The following is a 19960-nucleotide window of genomic DNA, read 5'->3' as shown; positions in this document are numbered from 1 at the left end:
CGGCCGCGGCCGGGCCGTCCCGTGCGCTGTCAGCTCTTCCCCGGTTCCGGTTCGGGTTCGGGTTCCGGCACCAGTCCGGGGGGCTCCACTTCGGCCTCCGGCAGGAACCGGCCGATGAGGACCTTGTACAGGCCGGCTCCGAGCACGGCGCCGATGAAGGGGCCGACAATCGGGACCCAGAAGTACAGCTGCCCGTACTGGTCTCGCCACGCCCCGCCGTATCCGGTCAGGTAGCTGGCCAGGCGGGGGCCGAGGTCACGGGCCGGGTTGATCGCGTAACCGGCGTTGGTGCCCCACGCCATGCCGATCGCCACGACGATCAGACCGACGATGAAGGGGGCGAGGTTGGCGCCGGGCGGCGTGCCCAGCAGGTCCGTGACGGCGAAGATCAGCAGGAGCAGGATGGCGGTGCCGATGATCTGGTCGCGCAGTGCGCCCCACTCGGTCACCGGCAGGTTCGTGTTCCCGTTGGCCGGGAGGGTGGAGAAGACGCCCTGCGTCTTGATGGTGTGGCCGGGGTCCGCCGCGGCCAGCGCCTCGGTGTAGTTCCAGCGGACGATCAGGGCGGCCACGAAGGCGCCGGCCACCTGGGCCAGCGCATAGGGGGCCACCCTCTTCCACGGAAACCCCTTGAACGCGGCCAGCGCGACGGTCACCGCCGGATTGAGGTGAGCACCGCTCAGCCTCGCCGCGACGTAGACGCCCAGGGTCACTGCGAGACCCCAGGCCCAGGCGATGCTGTCGTGGTTCCCGAGGCCACCCGCGGGATCCGTGAGGGCGCCGCCGGCGACCACCTGGGCCACCACGCCACAGCCGAACAGGATGAGGATCATGGTGCCGGTGAACTCGGCGAAGAGCTCGCCGACCAGCCCCGACCCTTTGAAGCGCTCCGTCATGGATGCCCGCTTCCCGCCGGGCCGAAGACCGGCTTCGAACTGCCCCGAGTCCTCTGTCTGACCGCAGGACGGGCCGGCTCCGCCCGAAGGACGGCAGGTCCTGCCGGCGCGGTTGCCCAAGTGCGGGTCCTTCGTTCCTCCCTCGTCCTGCCGCCTCTCCGGCGGATCCGCCGCGGATATGACAGGGCCCGGCCGGGGTGACTACAGGCTCCGGCCGGGCCCTGCGTGCGTGGGTGTCGCCAGGAAGCGCGAATGCTCAGCGGCTCCGGTTCAGAAGCCGTCGTCGCGCGGGCCGTCTTCGCGGGACTCGTCCGCGCGGCCCGGCTGACCGGACGGCCGACGGGGCTCGGGGTGGACCGGGTCCTGTCCGGGGCTCTGCGGGCGCCGCTGTTCTTCGCGGCCCTTGCCCGGTTCCTGGCGCTTGTCCTTCATTCCGCCCATGACGGCAGACTCCTTCTGAGGGGGTGAGGATTCCTTGGCTTCCTCGGAATCCTTTCCACCACGCTGACACGGCCGGTCACTTTCCGCATCATTTCGACTACGCGACGCAGTACTTGCGGAAGGCAGCCCCGGGGCGAAATCCGCGGGCCGGATGGGCGCCGGTCGCGCCGGGCGCACGGCCGGCCCCACTTGGGCGTGAGCCCGGGTGTGGTCGTGACGCCGGGGCATGGCGCGATCGGCACCCCGCCCCTCGGGCCGGGGTGCCGCACGGGCCCGACGAGATCGGGCGCCCGCCGTCACGGGGTCGCCGTCACCGGCCCGGGGGGGGCGAAGGCGACCTCGGACGCGACGACACGCGTGCGATACCGGGCCTCAGGCGGCCGATGCCCCGCGAAGCCGGGGCCGCGGGGCATCGGCCACCGGACCGCGTCCCGCTGACACGCCCCCTCTCCGGACGCAAGCCCGCGGGCGGGCGGGGGCCTGCGCCGGATCCCGGACACGGCCGCGCCGCCGAACGGGGCCCGTCAGGCCCTGCGGATCCGGCCGGTGTCTGCGACCTCGTCGTCCGGCGTCTGCCGGGAGTCCTCGCGCCCGCGCGCCGCCGGGTAGCCGGTCCGCCGGGCGGGCGCCGTAGGAGGACACGCCGGTCAGGAGGCTGTCACCGGTGTCCGCAGCCGCGCCGCACCAGCAGGAAGACGACCAGGGCGGCGACACCGGCCACGAGAAGCGGCTTGGGGTGGGCGCGTGCCGCCGTCGCGGCCCGGCCCGCCGTGTCCAGAACCGGCTCCGGCGTCGCGCCCTTCACCCGTTGCGCGGTGTGCGTGGCCTTCTCGTGGATCAGGTCGGCGACCTGTGCGGTCTTCTCCTTGGCCTGCGCCTTGACGTCGGCCTTGCCTGCCAGCGCCTCTATCGTCTGCCCCAGTTCGTCACGCGTGCGTTCGACCTGCGCGCGCAGCTCGTCGGGGGTGGGCGTGCCGGCGTCCGGACGAGGTCCGTCGGGTTCGTGGGTCATCGCTGCGCCTTCTCCCTCATCACGGCCAGGTCGGTTTTGACGCTGTCGATGGTCCGCGCCGGTACGGGAGCGCCGGCCTCGGCCACCTGCTTCTTCCCCGCCAGGGCCAGCACTGCCGCGACGACCGCCATCACCGCCGCGATGATCAGGGCCGAAGCCCACAGAGGCAGTACCAGCGCGAGGGCTGCGATGCAGGTCACCGTCAAGGCCTGGGCTGCCAGGAATCCGAGCAGGCCGGCCGCGCCGAAGAGTCCGCCGCCCTTGCCGAAACGCTTGCCCTTCTGCGTCATTTCCGCCCGCGCGAGCTGCATCTCCTCGCGGACCAGTTCCGATATCTGCCGTGAAGCGCGCGAGACGAGGACGCTCACGGATTCGTCGGTCATGTGGGTCTGCCGCTCCATCGTGCTCATGCGGAGTCTCACCCCTTCACTGTGCACACGCCTTGTCGAGGCGCGCCTACCCGGCAAATGCCCCTGCACCCGCTCGCCGGGGTCACCGCTTCATGCGCCGTCGGTCCTCCGCGTTCCAGCCACGGGTGTCACGCGGCCGGACATAGGGTTCATCGCCCTCCGGAAGCCCTCCGGCCGTCGCCCGCTGCCGGGACAGTTCGGCGTCGAACTCCAGCCCCAGGAGGACGGCGAGGTTGGTGATCCACAGCCAGACCAGGAAGACCACGACACCGGCGACGGTGCCGTACGTCTTGTTGTAGGAGGCGAAGTGCGCGACGTAGAACGCAAAGCCCGCCGAAGCGGCCGCCCAGATCAGCAGGGCCAGGAGGCTGCCCGGCGTCACCCACTTGAAGCCGCGGCTCCTGGCGTTGGGCGCCGCCCAGTACAGGAGGGCGATCATGGTCGTGACGAGGACGACGAGGGCCGGCCACTTGGCGATCGACCACACCGTCAGGCCGCTGTCGCCGATTCCCAGGGCAGCGCCCGCCTGCCGGGCCAGGGCGCCGGTGAACACCACGATCAGCGCGCCGGCACAGGCGAGGAGCATCAGCGTGACGGTGAGTGCCAGGCGCAGCGGCAGCACCTTCCACACCGGGCGGCCCTCGGGCACGTCGTACACGGCGTTCGCGGACCGGATGAACGCGGCTACGTAGCCGGAGGCGGACCACGTCGCTGCCCCGAGGCCGACGACCGCCATCAGGGACCCGACGCCGCCACGGCCCTGCAGTTGCCCGACGGCGTCCCTGATCACGTCGCGGGCGGAGCCGGGAGCCAGCTGCTGGAGGGTGTCCAGGACCCGCCCGGCCGTGGCCTCGCCGGCCAGACCCAGCAGGGACACGAGGACCAGGAGGGCTGGGAAGATCGCCAGCACCGCGTAGTAGGTCAGGGCCGCTGCCCGGTCGGCCAGCTCGTCGTCGCGGAACTCCGCGACCGTGCCTCGGAGTACCGCCTTCCAGGCGCGGGCGGGCAGCTCGGCGGGCCGGTCGGGGGCCCGCTCCTCGACCAGGACGCCCGGTCCTGCGACGGCGTCCTGGTCGGGTCCGGGCCCGCTGTCGGTCTCGGGTCCGGTGTCGGTGCCGGTGCCGATGTCGTTCTCGGTGCCGGTGCCGGTGCGGGTGTCGGCACGCTCTCGGTCGCGGCCGTGGCCGCCTTGGTTCGGTGGACGTGTCATACCCCCCGGTTGTCCGCCCCGGCGCCACTCATGTCATGTCGGTTCATGCCGGTCCGCTCGCGGAAGAGCCGGCTCCGCGGCCCGGCTCCGCGGTGCCGTCAGGCCTGCACGGTGGGCCGGACGACGATCTCGCTGACGTCGACGCCCTCGGGCTGCTCGATCGCGTAGGCGATGGCGGAGGCCACGGCGGCGGGCGGCATGGCGATCTCGTCGCGCTGCCGGATCATCGCGGCCGCGACCTCCGGACTCGCCCCCTTGCCCACTCCCCCGGTGTGGGTGAAGCCGGGCGACACGAGGGTCACCCGCAGGTCGGGGCCCGATTCCTGGCGCAGGCCCTCGGTGAGCACCTTCACCGCCGTCTTGGTGGCCGCGTAGACGCCCTGCGGGGGCTTGACGACGTAGGCGGCGGTGGAGCCGATGTTGACGAACTGGCCCGATCGCTGTCGGCGGAAGACGGGCAGCGCCGCGCCGATGCCGTTGAGCAGGCCGGTGATGTGGGTGGCGACCATGGCGTCCCAGTCGTCCTGGCACAGGTCGTCGAAGGGTGAGACGGCCATCGTGCCGGCGTTGGAGACGAGGACGTCGAGGCGGCCGAACCGGTGGACGGCCGTGTCCGTCAGCCGCTGGAGGTCCTCGCGGCGCGTGACGTCGACGATGACGCCGGTGGCCGTGCCGCCCTTGTCCGTGATGGCTTCCACGACCGCGTTCAGCCGGTCCGCCCGGCGGGCGCCGAGTACGAGCCGGGCGCCGCGTTCGGCGAGGTGGGCAGCGGTCTCCGCGCCGATGCCGCTGCTGGCGCCCGTGATCGCGACGACCTTGCCCCGGATACCCGACATGCCCGGCTCCTTCGTTGACCTACAGTAGAAGCGGGGAGTCCCCCATTTAGTGAGCAGGCTAAGCGGGGAGTCCCCCACTTAGCAAGCCGAGGGGCATGTGAGAGGAGACGGTGAGTGCTGATGGCCGACGGAGCGGAGCGCCCGTTGCGGGCTGACGCGCTGCGCAACAGGGAGAGGATCCTCGCCACTGCCGCGCGCGTGTTCACGGAGCAGGGGCTGGAGGCCCGGATGGAGCGCATCGCCAAGGAGGCGGGCGTGGGCAGCGCGACGCTGTACCGGAACTTCCCCACCCGGGAGGCCCTGGTCGAGGCGGTCTACCGCAACGAGCTGGCGCACCTGTGCGGGGCGGCGCCCGCTCTGCTCGCGGGCCGGGGCTCCCCCACCGAGGCCCTGCGCGCGTGGACGCGGCTCTTCCTGGACTACGTGAGCGCCAAGTACGGCATGATCGACGCCCTGCGGGCCATCGCCGCGACGGGAGGCAACCCGTACGGTCAGAGCCGGGAGATGATCCAGGCCGCCATCACCACGCTCATGGACGCGTGCGCGGCCGCCGGGGAGATCCGGACCGACATCCGGCCCACCGACCTCGCGGCCGCCCTGGAGGGCATCGCCCTCACCTCGGCCGGCGCGGAACACCGTCCGCAGGCGGAGCGCCTGCTCGACCTCACCCTGGACGGTCTCGCGGTCCGGCGGTGAGGCCGACGGCCGGCACCGCGGCGCACCGCCGTGCCGCGGCGGGGCGGGTGGCGCTGGCACGGCCGACACGGCGCTGCCGGTTCGGCGCCCGGCCGCGCGATGGCGGGGGGAAGGCCACCGCGCGGCCCGGGTCCGCCCGGGAGTCCGCGCCGCTCACCGCCGCGGACTCCCGTGATGACGCTTATGGCCACTCCCCGCGGACCCAAACCCCTCGCATCGCGGCTTCTTCCCGCAGGGGTGGAGGTGCCCACCTTCGAGCCGGTGCGACGTGCGGCCCCTGCCGACCGTCACCGGTCGCGGGCATCCTCCGCCGCCGCGATGGACGCGAGGGGCGAACCCGGGTCCCGTTCGACCTCCAGGTCGCCGAGGGTGACGATGCCGACGAGCTCGCCGCTCCCGTTCCGCACGGGCAGGCGCCGCAGCGCGTGGCGGCGCATGAGGTCGACGGCCTCCTCGACGCGGTCGTCGGGCCCGACGGTGCGCGGTTCGGCGCTGCAGATCGCCTGTACGGTCGTCTCGGCGGGGTCGCGGTCCTCCGCCATCCCGCGGACGACGAGGTCGCGGTCCGTGAGGATGCCGCAGAGCCTGCCCTGGTCGACGACCAGTACGTCCCCGATACCCGCGTCCCGCATCACCCGTGCCGCTTCCGCCAGTGAGGTCAGGCGCTCCACGGTCACCGGGCTGCGCGTCATCACCTCATGCACTCGTCGGGTCATCGGTCCTCCCGATGGTCGTAGCCGCCGTGCTACACGGCACCTGCTGCGCCGCGCCTACCCCTCCACCAGCGAGGTAGGCCCGTGGGCCCCGAGGCGGCCCGTTCCAGTATCCGGGTGAAGGCGGCCGGGCGCGTTGTGTGCGGGCGGCCGCCCCGGGTAGCCGCATCCCATGCCGACTCTCAAGCACCCTCCGTCCGTGTGGACCGACGGCACCCTCTCGCTGCTGACGCACGGCTACGCCTGGCTTCCCGACCACATGCGCGCTGCGGCGGACGGCACGGTCCGCACCCGGCTCCTCGGCCGCCGGACGGTCGCCCTGCGCGGTCCAGAAGCCGTCGCCTTCTTCTACGACGAGCGGCACGTGCAGCGGCGGGCCGCTCTCCCGGACCCGGTGCTCGACACCCTCTTCGGGCAGGGCGCGGTGCACACCCTCGACGGCCGCCCCCACCGGGTGCGCAAGGCGATGTTCCTTCGCCTGCTGAAGGACGAGAAGGGCATCGAGGCCCTGCGGGAGCACGTCCTCCTGCGCTGGCGGGAGGCCGTGGGCCGGTGGCGCGGCGAGCCGGAGGATTCGGTGGTCCTCTTCGACGAGACGGCCGCGGTCCTCGCCCGGGCGGTATGCGACTGGACCGGCGTTGCGCTCACCGCGGCCGACGGCGAACAGCTGGCACGGGACTGCGTGGCCATGGTCGACGGTTTCGCGACGGCCGGGCCGCGGCAGCTGCGCGCCCGCCACGCCCGCAAGCGGCAGGAGCAGGCCCTGGCGCAGCTGATCGTCCACGTCCGGGAGCAGCGGGAGACGGCTCCCGACGGCACCGCGCTCGACGTGGTCGCGCGGCACCGCGACGCCGACGGCTCCGTCCTCGACCCGCACCTGGCGGCCGTGGAGCTGCTGAACATCATCCGGCCGACCGTCGCGATCGCGTGGTTCGCCACGTTCGCGGCGCACGCCCTGCACCGGTGGCCCCAGCACCGCGGCGCGCTCCGCGACGACGCCTCGGGGCACCTCGCCACCGGTTTCGCCCACGAGGTCCGCCGCTTCTACCCCTTCGCGCCGTTCGTCGGCGGACTCGCCGCCCGCGATCTGGAGTGGCGCGGCGAGACCGTCCCGGAGGGCACGCTGCTCCTGCTCGACCTGTACGGGCAGCATCACGACCCGCAGTGGTGGGATCACCCGTACCGCTTCGACCCGCACCGCTACGACACGGGGGAGAGCCTGCGCCCCCTCATCCCCCAGGGCGGTGGCGACGCGGCCGCGGGGCACCGGTGCCCGGGCGAGGACATCACGGTCACGCTGCTGGCGGCGTTCGTCACGGAGCTGGCCGCGCTGGACGTCAGCGTCCCCGACCAGGATCTGACCATCCCGCTGTCCCGGATTCCCACACTCCCCCGCAGCGGCTTCCGATTCCGTCTCGGGTAAGCCGCCTCTTTCGGATCTTGCGGGCCTGGCAGGATCCGAGAGCGACAGCCGGGGCGCGGCGGCCCGGATTCGGTACGAGTGGGCCCCGACCGGCCGGGGGGATGGCCGATCGGGGCGGCCCCAGCCGGCCGGGGGGAGGCGGGCCGGGGCGTCCGGGGCGGGGGCGGGAAGGGCGTCGCGTCGCCTCACGGCGGAGGCGCCGCGGGCATCGGATCGGGCCCGGGGACGTCGTCCCGTCCCGCACCCACGCAATGATGAACGCTCAACAACCACGCGTTGTTCCCGCAACCCGGTGGCGATCGGCACCAAGATCAGCAAGGATCGCACGCATGGTCTCGATATTGCAGAACGTGGCGATCGACTGTGCGGATGCCTATGAGCTGGCACGATTCTGGAGCGGGGTGACGGGCCGCCCGCTCCACCCGGACTCCGAACCGGGCCACCGGGAGACCTTGGTGATGCTGGCGGAGGGACCGGTGCTGTACTTCAACCAGGTGCCCGAGGCCAAGGCGATCAAGAACCGGATCCACCTGTGCCTGCGCCCCGAGACCTCGCGCGACGAGGAGGTGGACCGCCTGCTGGCCCTCGGCGCCACCTTCGTGACCGACCACCGCAACCCCGACGGCTCGGGCTGGGCCGTCCTCGCCGATCCCGAAGGCAACGAGTTCTGCGTCCTGAACAGCGCCTCCGACCAAGCGGCGATGGATTCCTAGTGCTGTGGCCGGAATGGTTTGCCGGGTCGCGGTGTCCGGTGCGGTGGATCGCAAGGCGGAGGGCCACGGCCCGCCCCGGACGTACTTGCGTGGTCCGACAACGCGGCGAGGTGCCGTGCCGGGCGCCGCGACACGGTGAACCTTTCCGGTCACAGCACTAGCGCTCCGAGACCGCACATCCCGGCTCCACGTCGGTCACGGACACCATGCGGGCACCGAAGGGTGACAGCATTCCGGCCATGGCCATACCGCACCCCGACGGCGCATACACGATCACCACGCTGTACTCCGTACCGGATGACGCCTGGTACCTGGAGCTCGACCTCGTGGCCGGGCAGCGAATGCTCGTGACGGCCATCATCCCCGACGAGGATCCGGCACGGGAGCCGACGGTGTGCTTCGACCCCCGCGGGCCTCACGTGGATGTCCCCTACGAGGTCATGCGCTGGTTCATGGACCATGTAGAGGCAGAGATCCGGACCTCCCGCGCATGGATGCGACTGGAACCGGAACTCGTCGGGATCATCCACCGGCTCCGCCAGGAACACATGGGCGTCATCGACGACGACACCTTCCGGCACGTCCTGACAGAGGTGCGTGCCAAGGTCTCCGACGCAGACCTCCCCGCCGTTCTGCAAGCCGCCTTCGGACGGAATCCGGACGGCTCCGCCCCGCCGGCCCGCACGGCGCTGCAGAGCTGACCATCGCCATCGGCGGGTACGGACACTAGGGTGCACCCGTGGAACGGATCTTGGTGGTGGGTGTCACCGGTGCGGGCAAATCCACGCTCGCCCGCACCCTGGGCGTCCGGCTGGGCCTGTCGTACACCGAGATGGACGCGCTCCACTTCACCGGGCCCGACTGGGCCACCAACGACAACCTCTCCGAGGACGTGGCGCGGCTCGTCGCCGAGCCGCGCTGGGTCGTGGACTCCCTCGGCCATCCGGAAGTCCGTGATCTGCTGTGGGATCGCGCCGACACCGTTCTGTGGCTGGACTATCCCAGACGCGTCGTCATGCCGCGCGTCCTGCGCCGGTCCCTTCGGCGCACCGTCAGGCGCGAGGTGCTCTTCGGCGGCAACAGGGAAACCTGGGCGGGCTGGCTGAGCCGCGAACATCCAGCCCGGTGGGCCTGGTCCCAGCACCGGGGCCGACGCCGTGAAATCGGCGGGCGTGTCCGCGACCCCCGCTTCGCACCCCTCCAGACACTCCGCTTCGCCCGCCCGCGGGACACCGCGGACTGGCTGGCATCCCTCTGACCGGCGGACGACAGGGCGCCAGGTCGACATCCGGGACCCTGACCGAAGCCCCGCACGCCGCCGGCAGTGAATACGGCGAGGACCACGTGACCGATGCGGGCCCGCCGGCCGGGGGACGGTCACCCTCGGGCCCCGGAGAACCGCGACCCCATTTCATTTCACCAAGAGGCGTTATGTGTACGGCGGATGAAATCGGCATTCGCTTTCACGGATCCCGATATCAAGGCCGTTGACACTCCATCACCACGCTGCCTAGCTTACGCCGCAGACAAAGAAATCGGCGGCCTCTCCTGTCCGGCATGACGGCTGCTTTTCCGTTTCTGCGCTTCGTCGTAGCCGCTGGAGTGCCCCTTGACCGAATCACTTCTCCTTTCCGCGCCCGCCGGCTCCTCCGGGACCCCCGGTCCGGCCGAACGGGTCCTCCCGCTCCGCCGGCCGGGGCGGTGGGTCGCCGCCGTCGTCGTGCTGGTCCTGGTCTCCCAGGCCTCCCACGGGCTGATCACCCATCCCTTCTACCAATGGGACCGGTTCGCGTACTGGTTCCTGCGCCCGGTCGTCCTGGACGGGCTGCTCATCACCCTCCAGGTGACGGCGTACAGCGCGGTCCTCGGCCTGGTCGGCGGTGTGCTGCTCGCCCTCGGCAGGCTGTCGGGCAACGTGGTCCTGCGGTCCGTGAGTTGGACGTACATCTGGCTCTTCCGCTCCGTGCCGCTGATCGTCGTCCTGCTGTTCCTGTACAACTTCAGCGCCCTCTACCCCGCTCTCAGCGTCGGGGTGCCGTTCGGGCCCGCCTTCTTCACCTTCGACGAGTCGCGGCTCGCCACGGACATCGTGGTCGCGGTGGTCGGCCTGAGCCTGTGCGAGGCGGCTTACGCGGCCGAGATCGTCCGGGCCGGTGTGCTCTCGGTCGACCAGGGACAGCACGAGGCGGCGGCGTCCCTGGGACTGCCCAGGCGCTACCAGTTCGCCCGGATCGTCTTCCCGCAGGCACTGCGCTCCATCGTCCCCTCCTACGTCAACCAGCTGATCGGCCTGCTCAAGGCCACCTCACTCGTCTTCTACGTCTCGCTGCTCGACCTGTTCGGCTCGGTGCAGAGCCTGGCGAGCACCTATCCCGGCGACGTGGTGCCGCTGCTGCTGGTGGCGACCGTCTGGTACGTGGTCCTCACCAGCCTGGTCTCCGTCGTGCAGTTCTACGTCGAGCGGCACTACGCCCGCGGGGCGCTGCGCACCGTGCCGCCCACGCCCGTCCAGCGGGCCCGGGCGCACCTGCATGACCTGAAGATCCGATTCCGGAAGGAGACGGCCCCATGACCGGCTCATTGCCAGGCCGAACGACCGCAAGCGTCAGCGCCGACGCCGCACGACCCGCCGGCATCGAGGTGCACGGCGTACACAAGTCGTTCGGCGGCCGACAGGTCCTCGACGGGGTCAGCCTGACCGTCGCGCCGGGCACCGTCACCGTCATCCTGGGCCGCTCCGGATCCGGCAAGTCCACCCTGCTGCGGGTCCTCAACCACCTGGAGAAGCCCGAGGCCGGCCATGTGAGCGTCGGGGGCGAGCTGATCGGCGTCCAGCGGCACGGGGGCCGGCTCAAGGAGCGCAAGGACGGGGCGATCCTCGCCCAGCGCAGCCGGATCGGCTTCGTGTTCCAGAACTTCAACCTCTTCCCGCACCTGACCCTGCTGGACAACGTCGCCGCGGCCCCGGTGGCCACCGGCCGGCTGCCGCGGGCGCAGGCACAGGCCCGGGCACGCGAGCTGCTGGAGCGCGTCGGCCTCGGGAACCGTACGGGCGCCTATCCTCGGCAGCTGTCCGGCGGGCAGCAGCAGCGGGTGGCCATCGCCCGGGCCCTGGCCCTGCGACCGGGCGTCATCCTCTTCGACGAGCCCACCTCCGCGCTCGACCCCGAACTGGTCGGCGAGGTCCTGTCAGTGATCAAGGACCTGGCCACCGGGGGCACCACCCTCGTGATCGTGACCCACGAGATCGGCTTCGCCCGCGAGGTCGCCGACGAGGTCGTCTTCCTCCACGAGGGCCGCATCGTCGAGCAGGGCCCGCCCTCACAGGTGCTGGACCACCCCGTCCACCCGCGGACACGGGAGTTCCTCAGCAAGGTGCTCTGACGCCGCCGCGGTGTCCCGCCGCCCATTGCCCACCTCCGAGCACTCGAGAAGGAACGCCATGCAACGCCAGTCCACCCTGCGCACCAGACTCGTCCGCGGCCTCGGCGCGGTGACCGCGACCGCCGCCCTCGCCGCCGGTCTCACGGCATGCAGCAGTGACGCGAAGGCCACCGGGAACGACACGTCGGGCAAGGTGACCGTCGGCGCCGTCTCTCAAGGCGCCGCCCAGCAGGCCGAACTGTCGGTTCCCGTCGTCGAATCCCTGCGCGCGCAGCTGCCGCAGGCCGTCCGCGAACGCGGCGAGCTGGTCATCGGCGTCGGCGCGCTGCCCGCCGGCTTCCCGCCCCTCGCCTACGTGGGTACCGACCAGAAGACCCTCACGGGCGCGGAGCCGGACCTCGGCCGGCTGGTCGCCGCGACCCTGGGGCTGGAGCCCGTGATCAAGAACTCCACCTGGGAGAACCTCTTCGTCGGCATCGACAGCGGCAAGGTGGACGTGGCCTTCACCAACGTCACGGTCACCGAGGAGCGCAAGAGGAAGTACGACTTCGCGTCCTACCGGCAGGACGATCTGGCCTTCGAGGCGCTGAAGGACAGCACCTGGAACTTCGGCGGCGACTACCGCAACCTCGCGGGCAGGACCGTCGCGGTGAGCCGGGGCACCAACCAGGAGAAGATCCTCCTGGAGTGGCAGAAGAAGCTGCAGTCGGAGGGCAAGGATCTGGAGGTCAAGTACTTCCCGGACGCCAACAGCGTCCACCTGGCGCTGAGCGGCAAGAAGATCGACCTCAACTTCGGCCCGAACCCCTCGATCGCCTACCACATCACCCAGACCGCGAGCGGCAACACCCCCACGCGCAACGCCGGTTCGTTCTCCGGGGCCGGCGAGAGCCTCCAGGGACTGATCGCCGCGACGTCGAAGAAGGACAGCGGCCTGGCCGCACCGGTGGCAGGGGCCATCAACCACCTGATCAAGAACGGGCAGTACCGGCAACTGCTCGCCGCCTGGAACCTGTCCAACGAGGCCGTCGCCACCTCCGAGGTGAACCCGCCCGGCCTGCCCCTGACCAACTCATGAGCGCGGGCGAGCGCGCCGGAGTCCCTCCGGCCGCCACGGCGCGGCCTGGCACCATGACCGGTCGTGGCACCGTGACCGGTCCCGTTGCCACGGCCGTCCCGCACGTCCTGGACAACCCGGCGTGGGCGTCCCTGTCCGGCGCCCATTCCGCCTTCGCCCAGCACCCGGACGGGCTGGGGCCCGGCGCTTCCCGCGCAGCCCTGTACGACCGGGACATCTCGCCCTTCGCCGCCCTCGCCGACCCGGCAGACCCCCGATCCTGGGCCGACCTGGCCGCGCTGGTCGGCGCGGGCGGGGTTGCCTCGCTCGCCGGTGTGCCGACCCCGCCCGCGGGCTGGGAAACCGTCGGCGTCATCGAGGGCGTCCAACTGGTGGACACCTCGCTGCGCGCCGAACCCGCCCCGGAGGCGGTCCGGCTGGGGCCCTCCGACGTACCGGAAGTCCTCGCCCTGATCGAGCTCACGAAACCGGGGCCGTTCCTGCCGCGCACCGTGGAGCTGGGCACCTACCTGGGCATCCGCGACCGGGGCCGGCTGATCGCGATGGCCGGAGAGCGGCTGCGCCCGCCCGGCTGGACCGAGATCAGCGCGGTGTGCACGCATCCCGGGCACCGGGGGCGGGGTCTGGCGACACGGCTGGTGCGCGCCGTGGCGGCGGGCATCCGGGAACGGGGCGAAGTCCCCTTCCTGCACACTTCCGCGGCCAACACCGGCGCGATCCGGCTCTACGAGTCGATCGGTTTCACGCTACGCCGCCGGCCCTTCTTCACGGCGGTCCGGGCACCGGGAAACAAACCCGCCAAACTCCCTTAATATCCGTGTCGTTGTACGGCACCGCCATCGGGCGTAGCGTCGTCCGAAGGGGCTCTTCTCCACGCTGCCGCAGTCATCGGTTCCGCATTTCTTTCCCGTCCCCTTCCCTTTTCCCCTTTCCCTTTCCCCCTTTCCCTTTCCCCTTTCCCTCCGCCGATCAGGAAGGCGTTGTCTGTCGTGTCCGAAATCCATCTCGCCGTCGCGCTCGACGGCGCCGGCGGGCACCCGTTCGCCTGGCGCGAGCCGGGTGCCCGGCCCGCCGAGTTGTTCACGGCCCGCTACTGGGCGAGTGTGGTCGCCGAGGCCGAGGCAGGGCTGCTGGACTTCGTCACCTTCGACGACGCCCTCGCCCTCCAGTCGGCTTCGCCGGGAGCGCAGGACGAGCGGACGGACCTGGTCCGCGGGCGGCTGGACGCCGTGCTCACGGCGGCCCGGGTCGCTCCGCTGACCGGACGCATCGGGCTGGTCCCCGGGGTGACGACCACCCACACCGAACCGTTCCACATCTCCAAGGCGGTCGCGACCCTCGACCACGTCAGCCGCGGCCGCGCGGGCCTGGACCTCCGGGTCTCCGGACTCCCCCACGAGGAGCGGCACTTCGGGCGCCGTCCGGTGCCGCTCCAGGAGGACGAGCTGCACGAGGAGGCCGCCGACCACGTCGAGGCGGTCCGCCGGCTGTGGGACAGCTGGGAGGACGACGCCGAGATCCGTGACGTGGCGACGGGCCGGTTCGTCGACCGCGACAAGCTGCACCACATCGACTTCGAGGGGCAGCACTTCAGCGTGCGCGGGCCGTCGATCACCCCCCGCCCGCCGCAGGGTCAGCCCGTGGTCACCGCCCGGGCGACGGACAGCGCCGCGTACGGGCTCATCGCGCGGGCCGCGGACGTCGGCTTCCTGCCGTCGCGCGACACGGCCGGGACCCGCGCCGCGGTCACGGCCGTGCGGCAGCTCCGCGAGTCGGCCGGGCCGGGCGCGCGGCCGCTGCATCTGTTCGGGGAGCTGACCGTGTTCCTGGACGAGGACGCCACGGCGGCCGCCGACCGCCTCGGGCGGCTCGACGCGCTCGCGGGCGACCCGTACGAGGGCGGTGGCGCCCCGGTGTTCACCGGCACCCCGGCCCAGCTCGCCGACCAGCTCCAGGAGCACCGGGAAGCGGGCCTGTCGGGCTTCCGGCTGCGGCCCGGTGTGCTCGCCCACGACCTGCCCGCCATCACCCGGACCCTGGTGCCGGAACTCCGGCGGCGCGGCCTCTTCCGCCGGGAGTACGAGGCGGACACCCTGCGCGGCCTGCTGGGGCTCGACCGGCCCGCCAGCCGCTATGCCCTGTCCGCGGTCCGCGCCTCCTGATCCCCTCCTGTTCCCCTCCTGATCCCGGAAGGACGACCCATGAGCCGCAAGGCGCTCAAGCAGATCCATCTCGCCGCCCACTTCCCCGGGGTCAACAACACCACCGTGTGGAGCGATCCGGCGGCCGGCAGCCACATCGACTTCGACTCCTTCGTCCACTTCGCGCGGACCGCGGAACGCGCCAAGTTCGACTTCCTCTTCCTCGCCGAGGGGCTGCGCCTGCGCGAACAGGGAGGGCAGATCTACGACTTGGACGTCGTGGGGCGGCCCGACACCTTCACCGTGCTCGCCGCGCTCGCGGCCGTCACGGACCGTCTCGGCCTGACCGGGACGATCAACTCGACCTTCAACGAACCGTACGAGGTGGCACGCCAGTTCGCCTCGCTGGACCACCTCTCCGAGGGCCGGGCCGCATGGAACGTGGTCACTTCCTGGGACGCCTTCACCGGCGAGAACTTCCGGCGCGGCGGATTCCTGCCCCGGGAGGACCGCTACACCCGCGCGAGGGAGTTCCTGGCCACCGCGAACGAGCTGTTCGACTCCTGGGAGCGGGGCGCCGTCGTCGCCGACGCCGCGTCGGGCCGATTCCTGCGCGACGGGCGGGCCGGGGCCTTCGCGCACCGGGGGCCGCACTTCGACATCGAGGGCCGCTCAACGTGCCGCGCAGCCCGCAGGGCAGGCCGGTGGTCTTCCAGGCCGGGGACTCCGAGGAGGGCCGGGAGTTCGCGGCGGCTTCCGCCGACGCGATCTTCGGCCGGTACGCGACCCTCGACGAGGGCCGGGCGTTCTACGCGGACGTCAAGCGCCGCCTGGCCGCGTACGGTCGCACGCACGACCAGCTGAAGATCCTGCCCGCGGCCACCTTCGTCCTCGGGAACACCGACGCCGAGGCGCACGAGGCCGCGTACGAGGTGCGCCGCCTCCAGGTCAGCGGGCAGACCGCGATCAAGTACCTGGAGCACGTGTGGAACCGCGACCTGTCCGGCTACGACCCGGACGGCCCGCTGCCCGACGTCGACCCCCTGCCCGGGGAGAACACCATCGCCCTCGGGCGGGCCAGCGTCCGCCAGTTCCGCGACCCGCCGGAGACCGCCCGCCGCTGGCGCGCGCTCGCCGAGGCCAAGAACCTGTCGATCCGCGAACTCGTCATCTCCACCACCTCCGAGCAGACCTTCATCGGCTCCCCCGCCACCGTCGCCACGGCGATCGACACCCTGGTGCAGGCGGACGCCGCCGACGGGTTCATCCTGGTCCCCCACATCACCCCGGGCGGCCTCGACGTCTTCGCCGACACCGTGGTCCCGCTGCTCCAGGAGCGGGGTGTCTTCCGCACCGACTACCAGGGCTCCACCCTGCGCGACCACCTCGGGCAGGCCGATCCGGGCACGGAGTCGGCCCGAGAGGCCGCGGCCTCGTGAAGTTCCTGGCCATCACCCTGATCACGGATTCCCGGGACCCGGTGACCGGGGCCCCCACGCCGACGCGCGAGCGGTTCCGCGAGGTCGTCGCCGCCGCACAGCTGGCGGAGGAGCTCGGCTTCGACGGGTTCGCCGTGGGCGAGCGCCACGAGCGGCCGTTCCTGTCGTCCTCGCCGCCCGTGGTGCTAGGGCACATCGCCGCGCTGACCCGCCGGATCCGGCTGTTTACCGCCGTCACCACCCTGAGCCTGCTCGATCCGGTGCGTGCGTACGAGGACTACGCGACGCTCGACCACCTCTGCGACGGTCGCCTGGAGCTGATGATCGGCAAGGGCAACGGCACCGCGCAGCGCGACCTCTTCCACGTGACGCCCGAGGACCAGTGGGAGCGCAACTCCGAGGGCTACGAGCTGTTCCGGCGCATCTGGCGCGAGGACAAGGTGACCGCCGAGCCGAGGTTCCGCCCCGCCCTGGCCGGGGCGGAAGTGCTGCCCAGGCCGTTCCAGCGGAACCTGCGGGTCTGGCACGGAAGTGCCACGAGCCGGGAGTCCGTCGATCTCGCGGCGCGCCACGGGGACCCGCTGTTCTCGGCGAACGTCACCCATCCCATCGGCCCCTACGCCGAGTTGATCCGACACTACCGGGAGCGCTGGGAGCACTACGGGCACGATCCGGCACACGCGGTCGTCGGCGCGGGCACGGCCGGCTACCACGCGGCCCCCACCTCGCAGCAGGCGGTCCGGGCGTACCGACCGGCGTTCGCGCGCTATCTCGCCCTCCACGAGCAGCAGGGTCTGGAGCCCGTCTTCCCGACGCTGGAGGACTTCGTCGAGCGGAGCTCCGCGCTGATCGGCAGCCCGCAGCAGGTGATCGAGAAGGTCCACCGCTACCACGAGGAGTTCGGCCACACCGCCCTGCACCTCCAGGCCGAGGCCGGCGGGCTCGCCCCGGCGGAACACCGCGCCTCGCTCGAACTCTTCCAGTCGCAGATCGCCCCGGTGCTGCGCCGCGCGATCCCCGACCCTTCCTTTCCCGACTTCTAAGGAGCCAGGCCATGTCCGGCATCCCCCTCGGGGTCCTCGACCTCGTCCCGGTCCCGTCCGGTTCCACCGCCGCCGAGGCCCTCCACCACAGCATCGACCTCGCCCGGCAGACGGAGGCCTTCGGCTACGCCCGCTACTGGTTCGCAGAGCACCACCTGAACCCGGGGGTCGCCGGGACCTCACCCGCCGTGGTGCTGGCCCTGACCGCCGCGGCGACGAGCAGCATCCGGATCGGCTCCGGCGCCGTCCAGCTGGGCCACCGCACCGCACTGTCGACGGTCGAGGAGTTCGGCCTGATCGACGCCCTGCACCCGGGGCGGCTGGATCTGGGCCTGGGCCGCTCGGCCGGCGCGCCGCCGGCGCGGTCCGGCGAGCCCGCGCCGCCCGTCACCCCGGTCGTGGACGGGTACACCCCGGGCGGGCTGCGCATACCGGCCCGGTTCTCCTTCGCCCACCTGCTGGGTCATCCGCGGGTGGCGCTCCAGCAGAAGCTGCTGAACCTGCCCGGGTCCGTACCCCAGGACTACGCCGGGCAGATCGACGACGTCCTCGCCCTGCTGCGCGGTGAGTACCGCACCCCGGAGGGCGTGGAGGCACACGCCCTCCCCGGTGAGGGGGCCGACGTACAGGTCTGGATCCTGGGCAGCAGCGGCGGGGTCAGCGCGGAGACCGCCGGGCGCAACGGGCTGCGGTTCGCCGCGAATTACCACGTCAGCCCGGCCACCGTGTTGGAGGCCGCCGAAGGGTACCGGGCCGCTTTCAAGCCGTCCGCGGAGCTGGACCGGCCGTACGTGACGGTGTCCGCCGACGTGGTCGTGGCGGAGGATGACGCGACGGCCCGCGAACTGGCCGCCGGCTACGCGCCGTGGGTGCGCAGCATCCGCACGGCCGAGGGCGCCATCCCCTACCCCACGCCCGCCGAGGCCCGCGCCCTGCCCTGGACGGACGCGGACCGGGAGCTGGTCGCCGACCGGGTGGAGACGCAGTTCGTCGGCTGCCCGCAGACCGTCGCCGACCACCTGGAACGGCTCCAGGAGGCCACCGGCGCGGACGAGCTGCTGATCACCACGATCACGCACGGCCACGCGGACCGGGTCCGCTCCTACCGCCTGCTGTCGGAGGTGTGGGCGCGCCGCGGCCTGCACTGACCTGCGCGGCGTGCGGGCGCCCGGAGGCCCTCGTACGGTGGTCGTGTATTCCGGTGTGCTCCGGGAGGCATCGTGGTGTACCGGTTCTGCGAGAACGAGCAGTTCGACTTCGAAGTGCTGGTGCTCCTCGGGGCGGGCTGGCAGAAGGGTTCCGATCCCGGCGAGGTGCTGGCCACGGCCTCGGCGCTGCGCGATGCGGACGGCCGGGGGTGGTTCGAGGGCTGGGCGGAGCTGGCCCGGCGCGTCCGGTCGGACGGCGAACGCGCGGCCGCGGCAGGTCGGCGGACGAGCGCTCGGGACGCGTGGCTGCGGGCCGCGGGCTACTTCGGGACGGGGCTGGTCGCCGCCGACGCCCTGGACGACGACACCCGGCTCCTCCCGGTGTTCCGGCAGCACCGGGAGTGCTTCGACCGGTTCGCGGACGCGTGGGAGCCGGCTGCGGAGCGGGTGGCGGTGCCGTACGAGGGAACCGAGCTGCCGGGCTATCTCTTCCGGCCCGCCGCGGGCGGCGCGGACGCACCGACGGTGATCGTGAACAACGGCAGCGACGGTCCGGTGAGCACCGCGTGGACGATGCTCGGCGCCCCGGCCGTGGCACGCGGCTGGAACGCCTTCCTCTTCGACGGCCCGGGGCAGCAGTCGATGCTCTTCGAGCACCGGATGCCGTTCCGCCCGGACTGGGAGAACGTCATCACGCCGGTGGTGGACTTCCTGTTGGGCCGCGACGACATCGCGCCCGGACGGCTGGTGCTGGCCGGGATCAGCCAGGCCGGCTACTGGGTACCCCGGGCGCTCGCCTTCGAGCACCGGATCGCGGCCGGCGTCGCGGACCCGGGGGTGGTGTCCGTGGTGGACAGCTGGTGGAACCACTTCCCGCCGGAGCTGCGCGAGCTGTTCGACTCCGGCGACCGCGACGCGTTCGACGGGTCCATGCGCGAAGGGCTCGCGGAGGACGGGGAGTTCGCCGCCTACTGGAGGTGGCGGGCCAAGCCGTACGGCATCGACTCCCCGTTCGATCTGCTCACCGAGATCGGCCGGTACGACCTGACGGGGGTACTGGACCGGATCACGGTGCCGCTGCTGGTGACCTCGCCGGAGGGCGAGCAGTTCTGGCCCGGCCAGTCGCTGCGGCTCTACGAGGCACTGCCGGGCGAGAAGGCGTTCGTGGAGTTCACGGCGGCGGAGGGCGCGGACCTGCACTGCGAACCCCTGGGCCGGGCCCTGTTCGAGCAGCGGGTCTTCGACTGGCTGGCCGCCCGCCTCGGGGCCGCCGCCTGATGCCCTTCGGGCGCGGACGGGTCGATACGCTTGCCGCGGGCCGGGGTCGGGCGGTGGGCGGAGGGGAAGCACGTGGGGGCGGGGAATCCGTTGACGCAG

The 19960-nt window shown here is 72.2% G+C and carries 20 protein-coding genes and 1 pseudogene; 14 read left to right on the top strand and 7 right to left on the bottom strand.

Annotated elements, in window-relative coordinates:
* Positions 1-29 precede the first annotated feature (29 nt).
* From E6U81_RS23735 to E6U81_RS23715, 6 genes are all read right to left on the bottom strand, one after another.
* On the bottom strand, positions 30-896 hold the full coding sequence (locus E6U81_RS23735) for an MIP/aquaporin family protein (protein ID WP_136232103.1): 867 nt from the start codon (positions 894-896) through the stop codon (positions 30-32).
* 270 nt (positions 897-1166) lie between these two features.
* Positions 1167-1337, bottom strand: a complete 171-nt coding sequence (locus E6U81_RS39965; RefSeq protein ID WP_168714716.1) for a hypothetical protein — start codon at positions 1335-1337, stop codon at positions 1167-1169.
* 658 nt (positions 1338-1995) lie between these two features.
* A complete protein-coding gene (locus E6U81_RS23730; RefSeq protein WP_136232102.1) occupies positions 1996-2349 on the bottom strand; it encodes a DUF3618 domain-containing protein in 354 nt (117 codons plus the stop codon).
* Positions 2346-2759: a phage holin family protein gene (locus tag E6U81_RS23725; RefSeq protein ID WP_136232101.1), complete on the bottom strand. Its 414-nt coding sequence runs from the start codon at positions 2757-2759 to the stop codon at positions 2346-2348. The genes E6U81_RS23730 and E6U81_RS23725 overlap by 4 nt, the downstream gene beginning before the upstream one ends.
* Positions 2760-2841: 82 nt before the next feature.
* Entirely contained in the window at positions 2842-3969 is a 1128-nt protein-coding gene (locus tag E6U81_RS23720) for a YihY/virulence factor BrkB family protein (protein WP_136232100.1), read from the bottom strand.
* Between the two features lie 98 nt (positions 3970-4067).
* On the bottom strand, positions 4068-4805 hold the full coding sequence (locus tag E6U81_RS23715) for an SDR family oxidoreductase (RefSeq protein ID WP_136232099.1): 738 nt from the start codon (positions 4803-4805) through the stop codon (positions 4068-4070).
* Between the two features lie 120 nt (positions 4806-4925).
* Between E6U81_RS23715 and E6U81_RS23710 the strand changes: the two genes are divergently transcribed.
* The gene (locus E6U81_RS23710) at positions 4926-5501 is read left to right on the top strand and encodes a TetR/AcrR family transcriptional regulator (RefSeq protein ID WP_136232143.1); all 576 of its coding nucleotides are present in this window, start codon (positions 4926-4928) and stop codon (positions 5499-5501) included.
* Between the two features lie 287 nt (positions 5502-5788).
* Here E6U81_RS23710 and E6U81_RS23705 read toward each other — a convergent pair whose 3' ends face one another.
* Positions 5789-6217, bottom strand: coding sequence for a CBS domain-containing protein (locus tag E6U81_RS23705; RefSeq protein ID WP_136232098.1), 429 nt, complete (start codon positions 6215-6217; stop codon positions 5789-5791).
* Between the two features lie 169 nt (positions 6218-6386).
* Here E6U81_RS23705 and E6U81_RS23700 point away from each other — a divergent pair, with 169 nt between their 5' ends.
* The 13 genes and pseudogenes from E6U81_RS23700 (at position 6387) to E6U81_RS23640 (ending at position 19861) form a co-directional block, all read left to right on the top strand.
* Positions 6387-7637 (top strand): cytochrome P450, encoded by a 1251-nt coding sequence (locus E6U81_RS23700; RefSeq protein ID WP_136232097.1) that lies wholly within the window; start codon positions 6387-6389, stop codon positions 7635-7637.
* Between the two features lie 329 nt (positions 7638-7966).
* A complete protein-coding gene (locus tag E6U81_RS23695) occupies positions 7967-8350 on the top strand; it encodes a VOC family protein (protein WP_136232096.1) in 384 nt (127 codons plus the stop codon).
* Between the two features lie 239 nt (positions 8351-8589).
* Positions 8590-9051, top strand: a complete 462-nt coding sequence (locus E6U81_RS23690) for a hypothetical protein (RefSeq protein WP_136232095.1) — start codon at positions 8590-8592, stop codon at positions 9049-9051.
* A 38-nt stretch (positions 9052-9089) separates the two neighbouring features.
* A complete protein-coding gene (locus tag E6U81_RS23685; RefSeq protein WP_136232094.1) occupies positions 9090-9608 on the top strand; it encodes an adenylate kinase in 519 nt (172 codons plus the stop codon).
* Between the two features lie 351 nt (positions 9609-9959).
* Entirely contained in the window at positions 9960-10922 is a 963-nt protein-coding gene (locus tag E6U81_RS23680; RefSeq protein ID WP_240803979.1) for an amino acid ABC transporter permease, read from the top strand.
* Positions 10919-11734: an amino acid ABC transporter ATP-binding protein gene (locus tag E6U81_RS23675; RefSeq protein ID WP_136232092.1), complete on the top strand. Its 816-nt coding sequence runs from the start codon at positions 10919-10921 to the stop codon at positions 11732-11734. Before E6U81_RS23680 ends, E6U81_RS23675 begins: the two co-directional genes overlap by 4 nt.
* A 58-nt stretch (positions 11735-11792) precedes the next feature.
* The gene (locus E6U81_RS23670) at positions 11793-12812 is read left to right on the top strand and encodes a transporter substrate-binding domain-containing protein (protein WP_136232091.1); all 1020 of its coding nucleotides are present in this window, start codon (positions 11793-11795) and stop codon (positions 12810-12812) included.
* Positions 12813-12865: 53 nt separating this feature from the next.
* Complete coding sequence (locus tag E6U81_RS23665) at positions 12866-13624, top strand: GNAT family N-acetyltransferase (RefSeq protein ID WP_136232090.1); 759 nt, start codon at positions 12866-12868, stop codon at positions 13622-13624.
* 177 nt (positions 13625-13801) lie between these two features.
* Positions 13802-14974 carry an LLM class flavin-dependent oxidoreductase gene (locus E6U81_RS23660; protein ID WP_240803978.1) on the top strand — a complete coding sequence of 391 codons (1173 nt, stop codon included), beginning with the start codon at positions 13802-13804 and terminating at the stop codon, positions 14972-14974.
* A gap of 39 nt (positions 14975-15013) precedes the next feature.
* Positions 15014-16392, top strand: a pseudogene (locus E6U81_RS23655) (NtaA/DmoA family FMN-dependent monooxygenase).
* Positions 16389-17435, top strand: coding sequence for an LLM class flavin-dependent oxidoreductase (locus E6U81_RS23650; RefSeq protein ID WP_136232089.1), 1047 nt, complete (start codon positions 16389-16391; stop codon positions 17433-17435). The pseudogene E6U81_RS23655 and the gene E6U81_RS23650 overlap by 4 nt, the downstream one beginning before the upstream one ends.
* An 11-nt stretch (positions 17436-17446) precedes the next feature.
* Entirely contained in the window at positions 17447-18583 is a 1137-nt protein-coding gene (locus E6U81_RS23645) for an LLM class flavin-dependent oxidoreductase (RefSeq protein ID WP_136232088.1), read from the top strand.
* Positions 18584-18655: 72 nt separating this feature from the next.
* Positions 18656-19861: a dipeptidyl aminopeptidase gene (locus tag E6U81_RS23640; protein WP_136232087.1), complete on the top strand. Its 1206-nt coding sequence runs from the start codon at positions 18656-18658 to the stop codon at positions 19859-19861.
* The last annotated feature ends 99 nt before the right edge of the window (positions 19862-19960 follow it).

The sequence above is a fragment of the Streptomyces sp. A0592 genome (assembly GCF_004795115.1).
Taxonomy (GTDB): domain Bacteria; phylum Actinomycetota; class Actinomycetes; order Streptomycetales; family Streptomycetaceae; genus Streptomyces; species Streptomyces erythrochromogenes.
Note: the sequence above shows the minus strand (reverse complement) of the source record. Positions and strands in the feature narration are given on the sequence as shown.